Below are 18,782 nucleotides of genomic sequence, written 5' to 3' on the forward strand. Positions count from 1 at the left end.
CAGAGGTATCAATATGACTGTGAGGTATCACGCTCACCACACGGCAGGACCGGGCGCGAGCACGGCAGCCAGGACCAGGCGGGAGCCACGGCAGCCAGGACCAGGCGGGAGCCACGGCAGCCAGGACCGGACGAGGGCTACACGGCGGCGAGGACCGCGGCTTCCAGGCGGGCCCGGGTGGCGTCGTCGGGCCAGCCGCCGACCAGGTAGAAGGCGTCGACCACGTCGCCGCCGAGCGTGGAGATGCGGGCGGCGCGGACCAGCGCGCCCGCCTCGTCGAGCGCGCAGGTGACCCGGTAGAGCAGCCCGGCGGCGTCGGCGGCGCGGAGTTCGAGCAGTACGGCGTCGGTGGCCGCCTCGCGGTGCCAGACGACCCGGGGATCCGCGCCACCACCCCGGGCTGCGAGCGCACGACCGCGTAGCCGCTGGGTGACCGACACGTCGCCGCCGACCGCCCGGCGCAGGTCGGCGCGCAGCGGTACCGGATCGGCCGGCAGGCCGTAGCGGGGTTGCACCCGGCACTCGACAAGGGCCCGGCCGTCGACCACGGAGGCGTCCGCGGAGATCACTTCCAGCCGGTGCAGGGCCAGGCACCCGGCCACCGTGGCGAGGAGGCCGCGCCGGTCGGCCGCGGCCACCGCCACCCGGTCGCCGGTCAGGTGGACGACCGGCAGCGGCCCGTCCAGCAGCGCCGGGTCCGGGGCCGGGGGTTCGGGGAGTACGCCGGTGTCCAGTGCGGTGCGGACGCGGGCGACCAACTCGGCGACGAGCCTGCCCTTCCAGTCCGACCAGGCGGCGGGGCCGGTGGCCGCCGCGTCCGCGCGGACCAGCGCGTGCAGCAGGTCGAGGGTGCCGGTGTCGCCAACCGCCTCGGCCACTGACCCGATGGTGACCGGGTCGGAGAGATCCCGGCGGGTGGCCACGTCGGGCAGCAGCAGGTGCAGCCGGACCAGCCGGCCGATCAGGTCGACCTCGGCTGCGGGCAGGCCGATCCTTGTCGCCACCGCCTCGGCGACCGGCACGCCGACGGTGCTGTGGTCGCCGGGGAGGCCCTTGCCGATGTCGTGCAGGAGCGCGCCGAGCAGCAGCAGGTCGGGGCGTTCCACGTCGCGGGCGTGGTGGCTGGCCTCGTGGGCGGTCTGCACGAGGTGCCGGTCGAGGGTGTAGCGGTGCACAGGGTTGTGCTGGGGCAGGCTGCGCAGCCTCGTCCACTCGGGCAGCCAGCCGTCGACAAGGCCGTACCTGTCGCAGGTTTCCCAGGCGGGCACGAGGCCGGGACCGGCGCCGAGGAGGGTGGTGAGCGCGGCCCGGGCCTCGGCCGGCCACGGCGCGGGCAGCGGCGGGCAGTACGCGGCCAGCCACTCGCAGGTGGCTCGGGCGATCGGCAGCCGGGTCGCGGCTGCCGCGGCTGCCACCCGCAGGGACAGGCTCGGGTCGGGGCGTGCGCCGATCGCCGTGCGGGCCAGCACCAGCTCGCCGTCGTGCTCGACCACGTCGCGGGCCACCGGGCGGCGGACGGGCCGACCGTTGCCGCCCCGGGCGCGGCCGGAGCGCAGCCGGTCGGCGGCGCGGAAGGCGTCGTCCAGGGCGTGGCTGACAGTGCGGGCGTCCCCGGCCACCCGGCGCAGGAGCGCGTCGCCGTCGTCGAGTGCGAGGAGCGCGGCGACGCCGTCGCGTTCCTGGGCGACCAGCCGGTCCACCCGGCGGCCGACCTGCTGGTGCAGGGCGTCCCGGGTGTCCAGCAGGCGCAGGTGGGCGGCGCGGACGGCGGGTCGCAGCGCGTCGGTGATGCCGGCGGCGGAGATCGCCCGCAGCAGCCCCACGTCGCGGAGCCCGCCGGCGGCCTCCTTGAGGTCACCTTCCAGCAGGAAGGCGAGTTCGCCGTGGGCCTGCCAGCGGGCGGTGGTGACCTCCCGCAGGCCGACCAGTTGGCGGACGGCGGTGCGCCGCCAGTGGTCGGCGGCGGTGCTGACAAGCGCGTCGGCCAGCGCCGGGTCCCCGGCCACCAGCCGGGCGTCGAGCAGCCCGAGGGCGACCTTGACGTCGTCCTGGGCCACCGAGAGAGCTTCGGAGACGGTCCGCACCGAGTGGTCCAGGCGCAGGCCGGCGTCCCAGATCGGGTACCAGACCGAGGCGGCCAGTTCGTCGGTGCCGGGCACGCCGGCGTGCAGCAGGACCAGGTCGAGATCGCCGTACGGGGCGCACTGCCGCCGGCCCAGCCCGCCCACAGCGATCAGCGCGACACCGTCCCGCGGAGGAAGTAGACCGCGCAGGAAGTCGTCGTACGCCGCTGCTCGCGCCTGGCGGGCGGGCTCGCCGATGCCCCCCAGTACGCCGACGACCTCGTTGATCAAGAGGTTCGCGCCACCGTCGGCCGCTGACGCGTTCCCCTTGATCAACGAGGTCATGTCTGTCGCTTCCGAATCAGAGAGCGTCGAGGCCGCGCTCGCCGGTACGCACCCGGACGACCTCCTCGACACCGGTGACCCAGACCTTGCCATCGCCGATCTTGCCCGTACGGGCCGCACCGACGATCGCGTCCACGATCTTTTCCACGTCGATCTCGTCGGTGAGCACCTCGACCCGGATCTTGGGCAGGAACTCGACCGTGTACTCGGCACCCCGGTAGACCTCGGTGTGCCCCTTCTGCCGTCCGTACCCCTGCACCTCGCTGACGGTCAACCCGGCCACCCCGAGGGCGTGCAGAGCTTCCTTCACCGCGTCCAGTTGGTACGGCTTGATGACCGCGGTCACCAGCTTCATGTCCAACCCCTCCATCCCAGGAACGTTAACCGGCGACCTTCTCGCTGACCGGCGCGGAGGAGTCCGCTTCCGGCGTGGCACCGCTCGTCGCGCCGCCACCAGGGGTGCCGATGCCGGCCATCGCGAACGCGCTGCCCGTACCGCCACCTGACGGGGACAGGTCGTAGCCGCTCTCGGCGTGCTCGGCGATGTCGATGCCGTCGACCTCAGCCTCACCCTTGACGCGGAAGCCGATCGTCTTCTCGATGGCGAAGGCCAGCACCCAGGCGATGGCGAACGACCAGACGGTGACGATCAGACCGGCGAGGGCCTGCCGCCCGAGCTGGGTCACGCCGCCGCCGTAGAACAGGCCGTCGGAGGCACCCACCACGTCGCTGATCGCGGCGTTGACGGAGTTGGTGGCGAACAGGCCCAGCCAGAGCGAGCCGATCCAGCCGCCGACGAAGTGCACGCCGACCACGTCGAGGGAGTCGTCGTAGCCGAGCTTGTACTTGAGGCTGATGGCCGCGGCGCACACCGCTCCGGCGACGAGGCCGAGCAGCACGGCCGCCCACGGTGCGATGAAGCCGCAGGCCGGGGTGATGGCGACCAGACCGGCAACAGCGCCGGAGGAGGCACCGACCATCGTCGGCTTGCGGTCCTTGATCCACTCGACCACGATCCAGCCGAGCACCGCCGCGGCAGTGGCGAGCTGGGTGTTGATGAAGGCGAGCGCGGCGACCGAGTCGACGGTCAGCTCCGAGCCGGCGTTGAACCCGAACCAACCGAACCACAGCAGACCGGCGCCGAGCGCGACCAGCGGGATGTTGTGCGGCTTCATGCCCTCCCGCGGCCAGCCCAGCCGCTTGCCGAGCACCAAGGCCACGGCCAGGGCTGCCGCACCGGCGTTGATGTGCACCGCGGTGCCACCGGCGAAGTCCAGCGCGTGGATGTCACCGCCGATGATGCCGCCGCCCCACACCCAGTGGGCGACGGGGAAGTAGACAAGGGTGGCCCAGCCGAAGGCGAACAGCAGCCAGCCGGCGAACTTGGCCCGGTCGGCGATGGCACCGCTGATCAGCGCGACGGTGATCACCGCGAAGACCATCTGGAAGGCCATGAACACGTAGAGCGGAACCCCGATGCCGCTGGGGTTCTCGGCCGTGGCACCCCACAGGTCGGTCTCGGCGAGGAAGGTCTTGGTGCCGAGGTACGCGCTCGGGTCGCCCCAGAATCCGTTCACGTCGGTCCCGAAGGCGACGCTGAAACCGTAGAACCACCACAGAATAGAGATGAGCCCGATGGCGGAGAAGCTCATCATCATCATGTTGAGTACGCCCTTGGCCCGGTTGAGGCCGCCGTAGAACAGCGCCAGTCCGGGGGTCATGAGCAGCACGAGCGCGGTCGAAACCAGCAGCCAAACGGTATTGGCGCCGTCGATCGTCGGTGCTTCAGGCACGCTGGCCTCCTAAAGGTGAAGTCCTCCTTCGCGGCTTTCCGGGGCAGCGTCGCCCGTAGGCCGGTTGCGCGGAAGCTTCGCGGCCGGCTGTTTCACGCAGGGTCTCGTGGTGGTTTCCGTTTCGTGACGGGTTGTTTCGTACGTGTCACGGAGTCTGCACAGTCGTCGGCATGGACGGTGGTGGATCATCCGGACGGCGGATGTCGATGGCCGACCGGCGACGCCCATCGACCGACGCGCCCGCCGAGACCGGCCGGGCATCGACCGGCCGGCGCTCAGCGGCTGACGGTCAGCGGAGCGCGTTCTCCAGGGCGTGCCGCTCGTAGTCGAGCAGCCGCAGGTCGCGCATCGGCCGGCGCAGGTGCCCCTTGTGCACGATCCGCACGAACGCCGGCTCACCGGCGGCGGCCATCCGGCGGATGCCCTCGACGTGGTCCACGATGCGCTTGCGGATGGTCCGGATCAGCCGGTGCCGGTCACGGGGGATCAGCCCGTACGCGTCGGCGAAGAGTCGCAGCCGGCGCGGACGGTCCGGACGCTTCCAGCCCAGCGTGATCGAGTCCCGGTCCGCGAAGATCGGAACCCAGGTCCACGCCGCGTACGCCACGTCGTAGATCCGGGCGCCGGGCGAGGCGAGGTCGAAATCGATGAGCCCGAGCGTGCCGTCCGGCCGCCAGATCACGTTGTGTGGCGCGGCGTCGTGGTGGCAGATCACCTCGGTGTCCGGTGGCGGAGGGCCGAACGAGCGCCAGACCGCGCCCGGTGGCGGGGTGAAGCCGTACTGCGCGTCGTGGAACATCCGCAGCATCGTGGCGACAGTGACAAGCGCCTCGTCGGTGACCCAGTGCGGGGCCAGCGGATACTCTCCGCACTCCCCCTCCAGGTACGACAGCACCTCACGGTTGCGTTCGTCCATGCCCAGGGCCCGGGGTGCGCCGGTGAACCCGACGTACTCCAGGTGCCGCAGCAGGGCGTGCACGGACGGGGTCCACGGCCCGGCGTTGCGGCGGACCGTGTCCCCGACGCGGACGACGGTGCTCACGTTGCCGCCGTGCAGCGGGATCTCCTGCGAAGTCACGTACGGTCTCCCGAGGCGCTGCGAGGGGTGGCCGGGGTCACGCCAGCCCGCGTACGCGCGATCGTCAGTGGTCACCCGAGACTACGCGTCCCGTCCGGCCGGCTCGGTCCCCAGCAACGCGTCGACGAACTGCGCCGGGTCGAACGGGGCGAGATCGTCCTTGCCTTCGCCGAGCCCGACGAGCTTCACGGGGATGCCGAGCTTGCGCTGCACGGCGATCACGATGCCGCCCTTCGCGGTGCCGTCGAGCTTTGTCAGCACGACGCCTGTCACGTTCACCACCTCGGTGAAGACGCGTGCCTGTTCCAGGCCGTTCTGGCCGGTCGTGGCGTCCAGGATGAGCAGTGTCTCGTCGATCGGGCCCTGCTTCTCGACCACCCGCTTGACCTTGCCCAGCTCGTCCATCAGGCCGATCTTGTTCTGGAGGCGGCCGGCGGTGTCGATGAGCACGGTGTCCACGCCGGTGTCGATGCCGCGCCGGACGGCGTCGAAGGCGACGCTTGCCGGGTCGGCGGCCTCCGGGCCGCGGACGGTCTCCGCGCCGACACGCTCGCCCCAGGTCTGCAACTGGTCGGCAGCGGCGGCCCGGAAGGTGTCGGCGGCGCCGAGCAGCACGGTACGGCCGTCGGCGACGAGCACCCGGGCGATCTTGCCGCAGGTGGTGGTCTTACCGGCGCCGTTGACGCCGACCACCAGCACGACCGCCGGCACGCCGTCCTTGGGGGCGGTACGCAGCGACCGGTCCATGCTCGGGTCGAGGGCGTTCACCAGCTCGGCGGCGAGCAGCGCGCGCAGCTCACCGGCCGAGCGGGTGCCCAGCACGCGGGTGCGCTCGCGCAGCCTGTCGACGATGTCGCGGGTCGCGTCGACGCCGACGTCGGCGGTGATCAGGCTGTCCTCGATCTCCTCCCAGACGTCCTCGTCGAGGTGGTCGCGGGCGAGCAGGCCGAGCAGGCCCTTGCCGAAGACGTTCTGCGAGCGGGACAGCCGGGAGCGGAGCCGGACCAGCCGCCCGGCTGTCGGCTCGGGCACCTCGACGGTGGGCGCGGGCGCCTCGATCACCGGCGGTGGCTCGACCAGGACGCCGGTGGACAGATCGGACTCCGGTGCCTCGACCGGCGGGCCGGCGAGATCCTCCTCGGCGCGTGTGTCGACCTCGGTGCGCGGCAGCGGTGGCTCGGGCCTCCGGCGCAACCGGGGCACGACCAGCCCGACTGTGCCGGCGATCAGCACACCGAGCAGGACCAGAGCGAGGACGAGATATTCGGCCATGCCGGAATCCTGTCAGATGCCGGCGGCGGCGTCCCAGCCACCGCACCCGGCTGCTTTCACGAACCGGCGGTAGGCTCGGCCGCATGCCCGCCGCACACCTCCTGATCGGCCCTCTGCTGCGGCGCGTGGTGGACACCCGGGCGACGGTCTGGGTGGAGACGGCGGCGCCCGCCGTGGTCACCGTCCGCGCCGCAGACGGCGCCACCGGCTCCGCACCCACCTTCTCGGCGTACGACCACCACTACGCGCTCGTGGTGGTGGAGGGTCTCACCCCGGACAGCACGACGACGTACGAGGTGCTTGTCGACGGCGAGGTGGTCTGGCCGGTGCCGAGCAGCGGCTTCCCGCCGAGCGTGATCCGCACCCGGGCGGCCGACGACCGGGACCAGCCCGTCAACCTGATCTTCGGCTCGTGTCGGGAGACCACCCAGCACTCCACCACCCGCAAACTGCCGCCGGACGCTCTTGACGCGTACGCCCGGCGGTTGATGGCCGACCCGGAGTCGAATTCGCTGCCGGACCTGCTGGTGCTGCTCGGCGACCAGGTCTACGCCGATGTGACGTCGCCGACTGTGCGCCGGCTGCTGCGCCGTCGCCGGCGTCGTCCGAAGGGCGCTCCGGCCGACCAGGTGGTGAGCTTCGACGAGTACACGAAGCTCTACCTGGAGTCCTGGCGCGATCCGGAGATCCGCTGGCTGCTGTCCACCGTGCCGAGCGTGATGATCTTCGACGATCACGAGATCATCGACGACTGGAACACGTCCGCGTCGTGGCGGGCGGACGTGCGCGAGCAGCCGTGGTGGGCCGAGCGGATCGGCAGCGGGCTCGCCTCCTACTGGGTCTACCAGCACCTGGGCAACCTCTCCCCCGACGAGATCGCCGCCGACCCGGTCTTCGCCAAGGTCGCGGCCGCCGAGGACGCCACCGGTGTGCTCCGTGAGTTCGGTGCCCGGGTCGACAAGGAATCCGACGTGGCGCACGACACCGAGCGCTGGCGCGCGGTGCAGTACCAGTGGAGCTACGCGCTCGACCTGGGCCGGACCCGGCTGGTCATGCTGGACAACCGGTGCAGTCGGGTGCTTGAGCCGGGCAAGCGGGCGATGCTGCCGCCCGGTGAGTGGGCGTGGTTCCTCGACCAGGCGCACGGCGTCTACGACCACCTGGTGGTCGGCAGTTCGCTGCCGTGGCTGCTGCCGCAGGGCATCCACCACATCGAGGCGTGGAACGAGAAGCTTGCCGACTCGCGCCGGCCGTGGGTGGCACGCGGAGCGGAGAAGCTGCGCCGGGCGCTCGACCTGGAGCACTGGGCGGCCTTCCGCCGCTCCTTCGAGGCGCTCGCGGAGACGTTCGCCCGGATCGGCACCGGCACGCCGAGGAAGTCCGGAGCGCGGGTCGGCGCCGGCCCGGCGTACGCCCCACCGGCGTCGATAAGCGTGCTGTCCGGGGACGTGCACCATTCGTACGTGGCGCGGGCGCGGTTCGCCGACCCGGCGGTGATCACTCCGGTGCATCAGCTCACCTGCTCGCCCATCCACAACCAGGTGCCCGCCGGGATCCGCCCGTTGATGCGTCTGGGCTGGTCGTCCGGCCCGGCGGGGGCGACCCGGGCGCTGGCCCGCTCGGCTGGCGTCCGTCGTCCGGGCGTGCGCTGGCGCAAGCTGGCCGGGCCGTACTTCGGCAACGCCGTCGGCACCCTGACCCATCAGGGTCGCCGGGCCGACGTCGTCATCGAGGGCACCACTGGCGAGGGGCACCTGCGTCGGGTGATGAACCGGCGGCTCTCCGGCGACGGCTGATCAGGCCCCGCCGTAGTCTCTAGCCCGTGGACGAGCACCTTCCGGAGCCGATCCGGGCAGTCGAGCACGAGTTGACAGCCCTGCTGCGTCGAGGTCGGGCGGTCTCCTGGGAGATCGCCCGGGAGGTGCACCCGAACCTCGAACCGAACACGTACGGGCTGCTGCTCTGGCTGCGGCGCAGTGGCTCGATCCGGTTGACCGAGCTGGCGGCGCGACTCGGTGTGGGAAAGGGCACGCTGAGTCGGCAGATCAACGGGCTGGAGGCGCTGGGTCTGGTCCACCGCGACCCCGACCCGAGTGATCGGCGGGCCGCGCAGATCAGGTTCACGGAGGAGGGTCGGCGCCGGTTCGACGCCGCCCGGGCGGCCCGCGTGGGCGAGTTCCTGCGCACCCTTGACGACTGGCCGGCCCGGGACGTCGAGGAGTTCGCCCGCCTTCTCGGCAAGTTCAACGACTCCTGGCAATGACCTCCGCGGGTGGAGGAATGACGCTCACGCCTGACAAGTTGTTGCTTGAGGCAACCATGACATCGGGTTGCTTCAGGCAACCCTCCGAGGCGGGCGAGCCCCGGTGACCCCCACTCCGCATGGAGGCAACAACGATGAGCCAGGCGACAGCGCCGACAGCGGCGCCCGGCGTCGTGGACATGACCCACCGGCAGATCCTGGAGGCTCTCTCCGGCCTGCTGCTGGGCATGTTCGTCGCGATTCTCTCCTCAACTGTGGTGTCGAACGCACTGCCGCGGATCATCACCGAACTGCGCGGCGGCCAGTCCGCGTACACCTGGGTGGTCACCTCTGCCCTCCTCGCGACCACCGCAACAACCCCTATTTGGGGCAAACTTGCCGATCTGGTCAGCAAGAAGACACTCGTCCAGTTGTCGCTGGTGATCTACGTACTCGGCTCCGTGCTGGCCGGGGCGGCGCAGGGCACCGGCGAGCTGATCGCGTGCCGGGTGCTGCAGGGCATCGGCGCGGGCGGTCTCACCGCACTGGCCCAGGTGATCATGGCCACCATGATCGCGCCGCGTGAGCGTGGTCGCTACAGCGGCTACCTCGGTGCGGTGATGGCGGTCGGCACCATCGGCGGCCCGCTCATCGGTGGCGTGATCGTCGACACCTCGTGGCTCGGCTGGCGCTGGTGCTTCTACGTCGGCGTGCCGTTCGCCATCGCCGCGCTCGTCGTCCTCCAGAAGACGCTGCGCCTGCCGGTGGTCAAGCGCAAGGCCCAGATCGACTGGTGGGGCGCCACGCTCATCACGGCGGCCGTCTCGGTGCTGCTGATCTGGGTCTCGCTCGCCGGCAACCAGTTCGCCTGGGCCTCCGGGCAGAGCGTCGTCATGGTGCTCGGCGCCCTGGTGCTCGCCGCGCTGGCGATCCGGGTGGAGACCCGGGCCGCCGAGCCGATGATCCCGCCACGGCTGTTCCGCAACCGCACCATCGTTCTCGCCGTCGTCGCCAGCATCGCGGTCGGCGTGGGCATGTTCGGCGCCTCGGTCTTCCTCGGCCAGTACTTCCAGATCAGCCGCGGACAGAGCCCGACCATGTCCGGCCTCATGACCCTGCCCATGATCCTCGGCCTGCTTGTCTCCTCGACGCTGAGCGGCCGGATCATCACCCGCACCGGGCGCTGGAAGCGGTTCCTGGTGCTCGGCACGGCACTGCTCACCGCCGGTTTCGCGCTGATGGGCACCCTGCGGGCCGACACCAGCTTCACCCTGCTCTCCGTCTACATGGCGTTGATCGGCATCGGACTGGGCATGACCATGCAGAACCTGGTCCTCGCCGTGCAGAACACCGTCGACCCGCGCGAACTCGGCGCGGCCAGCTCGGTGGTGGCGTTCTTCCGCAGCCTCGGCGGCGCGATCGGCGTCTCCGCGCTCGGCGCGGTGCTCGCCCACAAGGTCAAGGACTACACGGCAGCCGGCCTGTCGCAGCTCGGCATCCCCGCGTCCAGCTCCGGCAGCGGCGGGAGCCTGCCCGACGTGCACGCCCTGCCCGGCCCGATCCGGCTCGTGGTGGAGAGCGCGTACGGCCACGGAGCCGGCGACATCTTCCTGGCCGCCGCCCCCTTCGCGCTCATCGCGCTGATCGCGGTGACCTTCATCAAGGAGGTGCCGCTGCGGCAGCACAACAGCTCACCGACGACAGGCGACGTGGAGCGGGAGCCGACTGTGGAGGTGGCGGCATGAGCGTGGGAGCACCGGACCGCGAGGAGTTCGGCCCTCGGACCCGTCCGCTGCCGTTCGAGCGGGGCACGGACGGGCCCCGGGTCGTCCTGGTCGGCGTGGACGGCACCCGCACCTCCGAGCGGGCCGGCGCGTACGCCGCCGGCCTGGCCCGCCGGCAGGGCGCTGCCCTCGTGGTGGTCTTCGTGAGCTCGCCCAGCGGGTTGACAGCCCTGGTGCCCGGAATGGACGCCGCCGCGGTCCAGCGCACCCACGACGAGCTGGCCGACGAGTTGCGCCGCGAGTGCCGGCGCGGAGCCGAGGAGTGGAAGCTCCCGGTGACCTTCCTGTGCCGGCGCGGCGACGCGTACGCCGAGCTGTGCGCGGCGGCCGACGAGTGCCAGGCCGACATGGTCGTGGTGGGCGCCTCCGAGCAGGCCGGTCACCGGCTTGTCGGCTCGGTCGCGACCCGCCTGGTCCGCACCGGCCGCTGGCCCGTCGTCGTGGTGCCCTGAAAACCCGTCGCGGCTGTCGGCCGTACTAGGCAGGATGCCGCGCATGACCTGGACCGCACCGGAGATCACCCGGACCCCCGAACCGTACGTCGGCGACGAGCGCACCATGCTCGAAGGCTGGCTCGACTACCACCGGCAGACGCTGCTGCTCAAGTGCGCCGGGCTGACCGAGGAGCAGTTGCGCACGCCCAGCGTGGAACCGTCCACGCTGACCCTGCTCGGCCTGGTCCGGCACCTGGCCGAGGTGGAGGCCTGGTGGTTCCGGGAGAGCTTCGCCGGGCAGCAGGTCGACTACCCGTACTTCACTCAGGAGAATCCGGACGCCGATCACGACGTCAGCGCCGCCGACGCCGAAGCGGACTTCGCGATCTTCCAACGCGAGGTGGCGCTTGCCCGGGAGGCGACCGCCGGTCGTTCCCTCGACGAGACCTTCGTCGAGATCGGCTCCAAGAAGCGCACCTTCAACCTGCGCTGGGTCTACGTGCACATGATCGAGGAGTACGCCCGGCACAACGGGCACGCCGACCTGATCCGGGAAAGGATCGACGGCGCCACCGGCGACTGACAGGCGCTCAGTAGTCCAGGGCCGCCCGCAGGTAGCGCAGGTCGGCGTGACCGCCCCAGCGGTGCGCCGACAGGCCGGCCGCGCGGGCGCCCCGGATCGCCCAGTCCTCGTCGTCGACGAACAGGACCCGGGCCGGCGGGGTCCGGACGGCCACGCACGCCGCCTGGAAATACTCCGGCGCGGGCTTGTGCACGCCGAGCGTCGAGGAGTTGACCACCACGTCCACCTCGTCGGCGAGGTCGAGCGCGGCGAGGTCGGCGTCGAGCAGGTCGGTGGCGTTCGTGGCCAGACCGACCCGGATCCCTGCGGCGCGCACCTCCCGGACGAAGTCGAGCACCTCGGTGTCCACCTCACCCCGGTAGCGCTGCCACTGCTCCACTGCCGCGCGAGCCCGGTCGGGGCCACCGGCCGGCTCGGTGAGCGCGTCGGCCACGCTGCTCATCCAGTCGGCGTGGCTGACCTGCCCGGTGAGCACCGGCTGGAGCCGACCCCACTGCATCGCGATCTCGCTGAGCACACCGTCGGCAAGGCCGTACTCCCGTTCCACCCCGGCGGCGACCGCCGGATCCCACCGGCGCAGCACGCCATCCAGATCCAGCAGGAGCGCCGTCGCGCGTTCCCGAGCCACTACCCGTTCTCCTCGCCGCGGCTGTGCCGCTGGTCGTCCTCGTCGGCCCGGTTGAGCCGTTGACTGATCACCTGGGTGACCCCGCTGCGCATGGTCACGCCGTAGAGCGCGTCGGCGATCTCCATGGTCCGCTTCTGGTGTGTGATGACGATGAGCTGGCTCTTCTCCCGCAACTGTGCCAGCAACGTGATCAACCGGCCCAGGTTGACGTCGTCCAGGGCCGCCTCCACCTCGTCCATGATGTAGAACGGGCTGGGCCGGGCGCGGAAGATCGCCACCAGCATGGCCACCGCTGTCAGCGACCGCTCGCCACCGGAGAGCAGGGACAACCGCTTGATCTTCTTGCCCGGCGGGCGGGCCTCCACCTCGACACCTGTGGTGAGCAGGTCGTCGGGGTCGGTGAGGATCAACCGACCCTCGCCGCCGGGAAAGAGCACTGTGAACACCTGCTCGAACTCCCGCGCCGTGTCGGCGAACGCGCTGGCGAAGACCTCAAGGATCCGCTCGTCCACGTCCTTGACCACCGTGAGCAGATCCCGCCGGGTGGCCTTGAGGTCCTCCAACTGCTCGGAGAGGAACTTGAAGCGCTCCTCAAGCGCGGCGAACTCCTCAAGGGCCAGCGGGTTGACCTTGCCCAGCAGGGCCAGCTCCCGTTCGGCCTTGGCGGCCCGCTTCTCCTGCACCGGCCTCTCGTAGCGGACCGGCTCGGGCACCGGCAGGCCGTCGCGTTCGGCTGTCGCGACGTCGACAGGGGTCGGTGGGACGGGCTGGGTCGGCCCGTACTCGGCGACGAGGGTCTCCACGTCCAGCCCGAAATCCTCGGCCGCCTTCGCCTCCAACTGCTCGATGCGCAGCCGCTGTTCGGCGCGGGCCACCTCGTCGCGGTGCACCTGGCTGGTCAGCCGCTCCAGCTCCGCGCCGAGTCGCTTGGCTGCCCCGCGTACCTCCTGGAGTTCCGCCTCGCGGGCGGCCCGTTCCCGCGCCACCTCGTCGCGGTGCTCCTCGGCCGTAGCGATCGAGGTGGTGAGCCGGGTGAGCGCCTCCCGGGCGCCACCGGCGACGGCGCGGGCGATGCCCGCGCCCCGGGTGCGCGCGGCCCGCCGGGCTGCGGCGCGCTCCCGGGCGGCGCGCTCCGCGGTGGCCTGCCGGGCCAGCGAGTCGGCCCGGCCGGCGATCGAGGAGACCCGCTCCTCGGCGGTACGCACCGCGAGCCGGACCTCCATTTCGTTCTGCCGGGCCTGCGGCACCATGGCGGCGAGCTGGTCCCGCTCCTCGGTGGAGGGCTCGGCGTCGACGGGCGTCTCCTCGGCCAGGCGCAGCCGCTCCTCCAGCTCGGCGAGCGCTTCGAGGTCCCGCTGTCGGGCCGCCTCGGCGCGGGCCCGGGACTCGCCCAACCGGTCGGTCTCCGCCTTCGCCGAGCGGGCCGCCGCGCCCAGCTCGGCCAGCCGGCGGGCGGCGGCGTTGCGGTGGCTCTCCGCCTCGCGCTTCTCGGCGGCTGCGTGCTGCACTGCCTCCTTGGCGGCGGTCACCTCGGCGCGCGCCTCGACGAGTTGCTCGCGCAGCTCGGCACCGGAGCGTTCGGCGGCGAGCCGGTTGGTACGCGCCTCCTCGACGGCCGCCTGCACCTCGATGTAGCTCGGCGCCTTGGCCGACCCACCGGCCGCCGCGTACGCCCCGACCACGTCGCCGTCGGGGGTGACCGCGCGCAGCTCGGGGTTGCCGGCGACCAGCTCGGCAGCGGCGGCGAGGTCGTCGACGAGCGCCACGTCGCGCAGCGCCCGGTGCACAGCGGGGCGCAGCTCGGCCGCGCACTCGACGAGGTCGGGCGCCCAGCGGGCACCGTCGGGCAGCTTCGGGCGCAGCGCGTCGGCGGAGCCGGTCATGCCGGGCCCCGCCGGGCTGCCGACGAGCAGGCCTGCCCGCCCGGCGTCGGAGATCTTCAGCAGGCGCATCGCCTCGACGGCCTCGTCCACACCGCTGATGGCGACCGCGTCGGCGAGCCCGCCGAGCGCTGCGGCAAGCGCGGCCTCGTGCCCCGGAGCGACGGTGAGCAGCCCGGCGAGGCTGCCGAGCAGGCCCGGTACGTCCCCGGCGCGGGCCAGCAGCGCGCCGGCGCCGTCCTTGCGCCGCAGACCGAGTGCCAGCGCCTCCTCCCGGGCCTTCCAGGTGGCGGCGTCCTTCTCGGCGGCCCGCTCGGCGTCGGCGAGCGACCGGACGCCTGCCTGCGCCCGCTCCTGCACCGCGACGGCCTCGGCGTGCCGGGCGTCCAGGTCGGCGTTGTCCCGGTCCGCCTCGGTGGACTGCGCGGCCACCGCGTCCAGGTCGGCCTGTGCCTTCTCGGCGCGGCCCAGCGCGTCGGCGTGCGCCACGGCGAGCCGTTCGATCTCCTCACCGGCGCTCGTGGTGCGGGCACGGGCCGAGTTGACCTGGCCGGTGAGCCGGGCCATGCCCTCGCGCCGGTCGGCGATGGCCTTGGCGGCGGCGACAAGCTCCCGCTCGGCGGCGGCGAGCTGCCGTTCCAGCTCCTGACGGTGCTCGACGGCCTCGGCCAGCCGGATCTGGTCGTCGGTAAGTGCCGCGCGCAGCTCCTCCTCCTGCTCGCGGACCCGCTCCGACTCGGCCTCCAGCTGGTCCGGGTCCCGGCCGGGGCGCTCGTCGTCGCCGGTGGCGCTGAGGTGCCGCAGCCGCTCCCGGGCCAGCTGTTCGATCGAGCGGAAGCGTTCCTGGAGGGCGGACAGCTTGTACCAGGTGTCCTGGGCGGCGGCGAGCAGCGGAGCGTCCTCGGCCAGCGCCGCCTCCAACTCGCCGAGCCGGCCCTGCACCTCGGTGTGCTCGCCCTCGATCTGCTCGCGCCGCTCCCGCAGCGCGGTCTCGTCGGCGATCTCCCGGTCGAGGGTGGTCCGCAGGGTGGCGAGGTCGTCGGCGAGCAGCCGGAGCCGGGCGTCGCGCAGGTTGGCCTGGATGGCGGCGGCACGGCGGGCCACCTCCGCCTGGCGGCCCAGCGGCTTGAGCTGGCGGCGCAGCTCGGCGGTCAGGTCGGTCAGGCGGTTGAGGTTGACCTGCATGGCGTCGAGCTTGCGCAGCGCCTTTTCCTTGCGCTTGCGGTGCTTGAGGACGCCTGCCGCCTCCTCGATGAACGCGCGGCGGTCCTCCGGCTTGGCGTGCAGCATGCCGTCGAGCCGGCCCTGGCCGACGATGATGTGCATCTCCCGGCCGATGCCGGAGTCCGACAGCAGTTCCTGGATGTCGAGCAGCCGGCAGGAGTTGCCGTTGATCTCGTACTCGCTCTCGCCGGAGCGGAACATCCGGCGGGTGATCGAGACCTCGGTGTACTCGATTGGCAGCGCGCCGTCGGTGTTGTCGATGGTGAGGGTGACCTCGGCGCGGCCCAGCGGCGCGCGACCGGCGGTGCCGGCGAAGATCACGTCCTCCATCTTGCCGCCGCGCAGCGCCTTGGCGCCCTGCTCGCCGAGCACCCAGGCGATGGCGTCCACGACGTTGGACTTGCCGGAGCCGTTGGGGCCCACCACGCAGGTGATCCCGGGCTCCAGCTTCAACGTCGTGGCGGAGGCGAAGGACTTGAAGCCCCGCACCGTCAGACTCTTGAGATACACCTTCTCGATCCTCGTCCGGTGGCCGCCGTACCGTCGCCGGCTGCGGGGACCTGGGTGAACCCGCAGACTAACCCGATGGCGGGAGCCGTTCGGCACGCGACCCGCCCCGGGTCGTGCCGGCAGTGGGCCGGACCGCCTCTGCGGCTGTGACCGGAAAGACAAAGCGCATTCATGATCAGCCCGCTGGTACGCGTATTTCCGGAAACCGACCGGGTGGATGACGCGGCACCGAATACAAGATCACGAATCATCGGCAGTGGAAAAGGGGCCGGACAGCGTTGCGCGCCGGCACGGAGGTGTCGGCGCGCATTTTTGCGGTGGTGCGATTCAGTTTTCCGACCCGGAGATCAGGTCAGCGCCGGCTCGGCGAGACGAAGCAGATCGTCCGCTTCCGCCGCTGCCGCCGCGAGCCGATCATTGTCGGCACGCAGACGCGTGATCTCGAACTCCAGTGCCTGAACCCTGGCACGCAGTCGGGTGACCTCGTCGAGCAGACGCCGGTCGGGCGCTGCACCTACGTGGCCGTAGAGGGCCTTCGCCATGCTGACTCCTTGATATGCGCTGCCGGAAAGGCCGGCCAACGCGCGCCCATTTGTACGCGGCTGCCATTCCAGGTGTATCTGGGCATGACCGGGCGCGACTGGCGACACCTATATATTGAGCCGCTAACCCCTCGTTCGTCAAGTTCTCGCAGGCCGTAGATCATCTCCACGTCGACCTGTCCACTTGTCGGGGGGGCTGCCACAAGGCACGGACACGCTCTGTCCGGACACCTTTACTGTACGCCCGGATTCCCGGAAGTCCGCCCCTCGGCGTCCGACTTCCCCTTAACTCTTCCTTAGCCACGTTGCCGCAGCTCGTTGGCGAGTCGTAGCGTCACCCCGGCCAACAACCGACCCCGTGGAGGCATGGCGTGCACGGCTGGACCGACCCGATGGACCCGAACGGCGCACCCCGGCGCGCCGAGCGGCCGACCGACGAGCCGGACTGGCTGAGAGATCGCCCGGAGCCCCGCTCGGCCTACCTCTTCGGCGACGACCCCGACCAACCCGGCGACGATTGGCACCACGCGGAGCCCACCGCCCGGTGGCAGCCGGCGCCCATGGAGGAGCCCACCGCCGCGGAGGCCACCGGCGGCTGGGCGGCACCGACGAGCGCCGTGCCCATTGACGCGGAGACAAGCGGCGATTGGCGGACCGGCACCGGCGACGAGGGCCGGGCCGGCGAGGGCCGACACCGCTCGCCCCGGCGCTGGCGTCGCCCGCTGCTGATCGGCGGCGCCGCCGCGGCCGCCACCCTCGTGGTGAGCTTCGGTGTGGGCGCGCTCGCCCTGCCCGGCGGGGACGGGTCGACAGTTGAGCCGACCGCTGTCGACGACACCGTCGCCGCCGCGCCCGCCGAGCAGGCCGAGGAACTGGCCGGCGACACCCTTGTCGCCCCCTCCCCCACCGCCACGCCCAGCACGGCACAGCCGGCCCCGACGCCGAGCAAGGTCGTCAAGCCCACCCCGGCGCCGTCGCGCTCCACCGCCGCGTCACGGCGTACCGCCCCGCGCAGCACCGCGCCGAGCAGCACCGGCGGCTCGGGCGGCGCCTCCGGCACGGTGAGCGCCCAGGCTCGCGAGGTGGTGGACCTGGTGAACGCCGAGCGGGCCAAGGCCGGCTGCAACGCGCTGAGCATCGACGACAAGCTGATGACCGCCGCGCAGCGGCACAGCCAGGACCAGGCCGACCACAAGAACATGTCGCACACCGGCAGCGACGGCAGCAACCCCGGCGTCCGGCTGGACCGGGTCGGCTACGCCTGGCGCACCTACGGCGAGAACGTGGCCTGGAACCAGCAGTCGCCGGCCAGCGTGATGAGCGCGTGGATGAAGAGCACCGGCCACCGGAAGAACATCCTGAACTGCGCGTTCACCGAAATCGGCGTCGGCATCGCCAGCAGCAACGGCCCGTACTGGACGCAGGTCTTCGCGGCGCCGCGCTGACCGCGCGTCGTCCGCGCCCCCGCGCTCGTTTGACCCGGTGAGGTACGTCGGGCCGGAGCGCGGGGCGGCGTACCGGCCGGCGGCGACGGGCCGCCCAGGACCCGGGAGCTGCCGATGCGGATCCGGCCGCGGCGACGAACCGCCGTACGCCCGCTGCGTCGGATCGTGTCGGCAGGCGTCGCGCTCGTCCTGGTGCTACCCGTGTACGGCTGCCGGGCCGAGCTGACCCCGCCCGGTGCACCAACCCCGTGGCCGGCCGGGCAGGCCCGCCACTGGCAGTGGCAGTGGCAGCTCAGCGGCCCGCTCGACCCGACAGTGGAAGCGGACGTCTTCCTGCTCGACCCCGTGGCCACCACCGCCGCGCAGACCGCCGAGCTGCGCTCGCGCGACCGCCGGTTGATCTGCCAGGTGTACGTCGGCTCGGTGCGTTCGACCGACCCGGACGCCAGCCGGTTTCCCGCCGCCGTACAGGGCTCGGCCGCACGCCGACCTGACAGCCGGTGGCTGGACGTACGGGGATGGGACGCTCTGGAGCCGGTGCTTGCCGACCGGTTCCGGCTCTGCCGGGGCAAGGGCTTCGGCGCTGTGGCGTTCGCCGACGCCGACGGGTACGAGCACCGCACCGGCTTTCCCCTCGGCTTCGACGACCAACTGCTGTTCAACCGTCGGCTGGCGCAGCTGGCCCGGTCGCTTGACCTCTCACCCGGGCTGACCAACGCAGTGCCGCAGCTCGCGGCGCTTGCCCCCGACTTCGACTTCGTCGTGAACGAGGAGTGCGTCCGGCTGGACCAGTGCGCCAAGCTGCTGCCGTTCGCCGACGCGGGTAAGCCTGTCTTCCACGTCGAATACACGGGCTCGACCGACGACTTCTGCGTCACCACTGTCGGCTACGGCTTCGCGTCGATCCGCAAGGAACGGACGTTGAACGCCTGGCGGGAGGCGTGCGCGCTGCCCTGACA

At 72.0% G+C, this 18,782-nt stretch carries 15 protein-coding genes; 7 read left to right on the top strand and 8 right to left on the bottom strand.

Annotated features, from left to right (window positions below; translation table 11 throughout):
* Positions 1 to 137: 137 nt before the first annotated feature.
* From ACLQ23_RS14185 to ftsY, 5 genes are all read right to left on the bottom strand, one after another.
* Positions 138 to 2,408, bottom strand: a complete 2,271-nt coding sequence (locus ACLQ23_RS14185; RefSeq protein WP_355593693.1) for a [protein-PII] uridylyltransferase — start codon at positions 2,406 to 2,408, stop codon at positions 138 to 140.
* Positions 2,409 to 2,424: 16 nt separating this feature from the next.
* On the bottom strand, positions 2,425 to 2,763 hold the full coding sequence (locus tag ACLQ23_RS14190) for a P-II family nitrogen regulator (RefSeq protein WP_007456507.1): 339 nt from the start codon (positions 2,761 to 2,763) through the stop codon (positions 2,425 to 2,427).
* Between the two features lie 25 nt (positions 2,764 to 2,788).
* Positions 2,789 to 4,201: an ammonium transporter gene (locus tag ACLQ23_RS14195; protein ID WP_355593691.1), complete on the bottom strand. Its 1,413-nt coding sequence runs from the start codon at positions 4,199 to 4,201 to the stop codon at positions 2,789 to 2,791.
* A 289-nt stretch (positions 4,202 to 4,490) separates the two neighbouring features.
* Positions 4,491 to 5,354, bottom strand: a complete 864-nt coding sequence (locus ACLQ23_RS14200) for an aminoglycoside phosphotransferase family protein (RefSeq protein ID WP_192580334.1) — start codon at positions 5,352 to 5,354, stop codon at positions 4,491 to 4,493.
* A 6-nt stretch (positions 5,355 to 5,360) separates the two neighbouring features.
* Complete coding sequence (gene ftsY / locus ACLQ23_RS14205; RefSeq protein WP_355593689.1) at positions 5,361 to 6,551, bottom strand: signal recognition particle-docking protein FtsY; 1,191 nt, start codon at positions 6,549 to 6,551, stop codon at positions 5,361 to 5,363.
* Between the two features lie 83 nt (positions 6,552 to 6,634).
* Here ftsY and ACLQ23_RS14210 point away from each other — a divergent pair, with 83 nt between their 5' ends.
* The 5 genes from ACLQ23_RS14210 (at position 6,635) to ACLQ23_RS14230 (ending at position 11,594) form a co-directional block, all read left to right on the top strand.
* Positions 6,635 to 8,347 (top strand): alkaline phosphatase D family protein, encoded by a 1,713-nt coding sequence (locus ACLQ23_RS14210; protein WP_355593687.1) that lies wholly within the window; start codon positions 6,635 to 6,637, stop codon positions 8,345 to 8,347.
* Between the two features lie 26 nt (positions 8,348 to 8,373).
* Complete coding sequence (locus ACLQ23_RS14215) at positions 8,374 to 8,814, top strand: MarR family winged helix-turn-helix transcriptional regulator (RefSeq protein ID WP_355593685.1); 441 nt, start codon at positions 8,374 to 8,376, stop codon at positions 8,812 to 8,814.
* A gap of 134 nt (positions 8,815 to 8,948) precedes the next feature.
* Positions 8,949 to 10,538: an MDR family MFS transporter gene (locus ACLQ23_RS14220; protein ID WP_355593683.1), complete on the top strand. Its 1,590-nt coding sequence runs from the start codon at positions 8,949 to 8,951 to the stop codon at positions 10,536 to 10,538.
* Positions 10,535 to 11,029 carry a universal stress protein gene (locus tag ACLQ23_RS14225; protein WP_355593681.1) on the top strand — a complete coding sequence of 165 codons (495 nt, stop codon included), beginning with the start codon at positions 10,535 to 10,537 and terminating at the stop codon, positions 11,027 to 11,029. The genes ACLQ23_RS14220 and ACLQ23_RS14225 overlap by 4 nt, the downstream gene beginning before the upstream one ends.
* 43 nt (positions 11,030 to 11,072) lie before the next feature.
* A complete protein-coding gene (locus tag ACLQ23_RS14230) occupies positions 11,073 to 11,594 on the top strand; it encodes a DinB family protein (RefSeq protein ID WP_355593679.1) in 522 nt (173 codons plus the stop codon).
* Positions 11,595 to 11,601: 7 nt separating this feature from the next.
* Here the strand turns inward: ACLQ23_RS14230 and ACLQ23_RS14235 are convergent, their stop codons facing one another.
* From ACLQ23_RS14235 to ACLQ23_RS14245, 3 genes are all read right to left on the bottom strand, one after another.
* Positions 11,602 to 12,222: an HAD-IA family hydrolase gene (locus ACLQ23_RS14235; protein ID WP_355593677.1), complete on the bottom strand. Its 621-nt coding sequence runs from the start codon at positions 12,220 to 12,222 to the stop codon at positions 11,602 to 11,604.
* Positions 12,222 to 15,836 carry a chromosome segregation protein SMC gene (gene smc, locus ACLQ23_RS14240; RefSeq protein ID WP_355593675.1) on the bottom strand — a complete coding sequence of 1,205 codons (3,615 nt, stop codon included), beginning with the start codon at positions 15,834 to 15,836 and terminating at the stop codon, positions 12,222 to 12,224. Before smc ends, ACLQ23_RS14235 begins: the two co-directional genes overlap by 1 nt.
* A 347-nt stretch (positions 15,837 to 16,183) precedes the next feature.
* Positions 16,184 to 16,378, bottom strand: coding sequence for a hypothetical protein (locus tag ACLQ23_RS14245; protein WP_007456482.1), 195 nt, complete (start codon positions 16,376 to 16,378; stop codon positions 16,184 to 16,186).
* 371 nt (positions 16,379 to 16,749) lie between these two features.
* On the opposite strand from ACLQ23_RS14245, the gene ACLQ23_RS14250 reads away from it, so the two are divergent.
* On the top strand, positions 16,750 to 17,823 hold the full coding sequence (locus ACLQ23_RS14250) for a CAP domain-containing protein (protein ID WP_355593673.1): 1,074 nt from the start codon (positions 16,750 to 16,752) through the stop codon (positions 17,821 to 17,823).
* A gap of 114 nt (positions 17,824 to 17,937) precedes the next feature.
* Entirely contained in the window at positions 17,938 to 18,780 is an 843-nt protein-coding gene (locus tag ACLQ23_RS14255; RefSeq protein WP_355593671.1) for an endo alpha-1,4 polygalactosaminidase, read from the top strand.
* Positions 18,781 to 18,782: the final 2 nt, after the last annotated feature.

It is taken from the genome of Micromonospora sp. DT41, assembly GCF_049841715.1.
Taxonomy (GTDB): Bacteria; Actinomycetota; Actinomycetes; order Mycobacteriales; family Micromonosporaceae; genus Micromonospora; species Micromonospora profundi.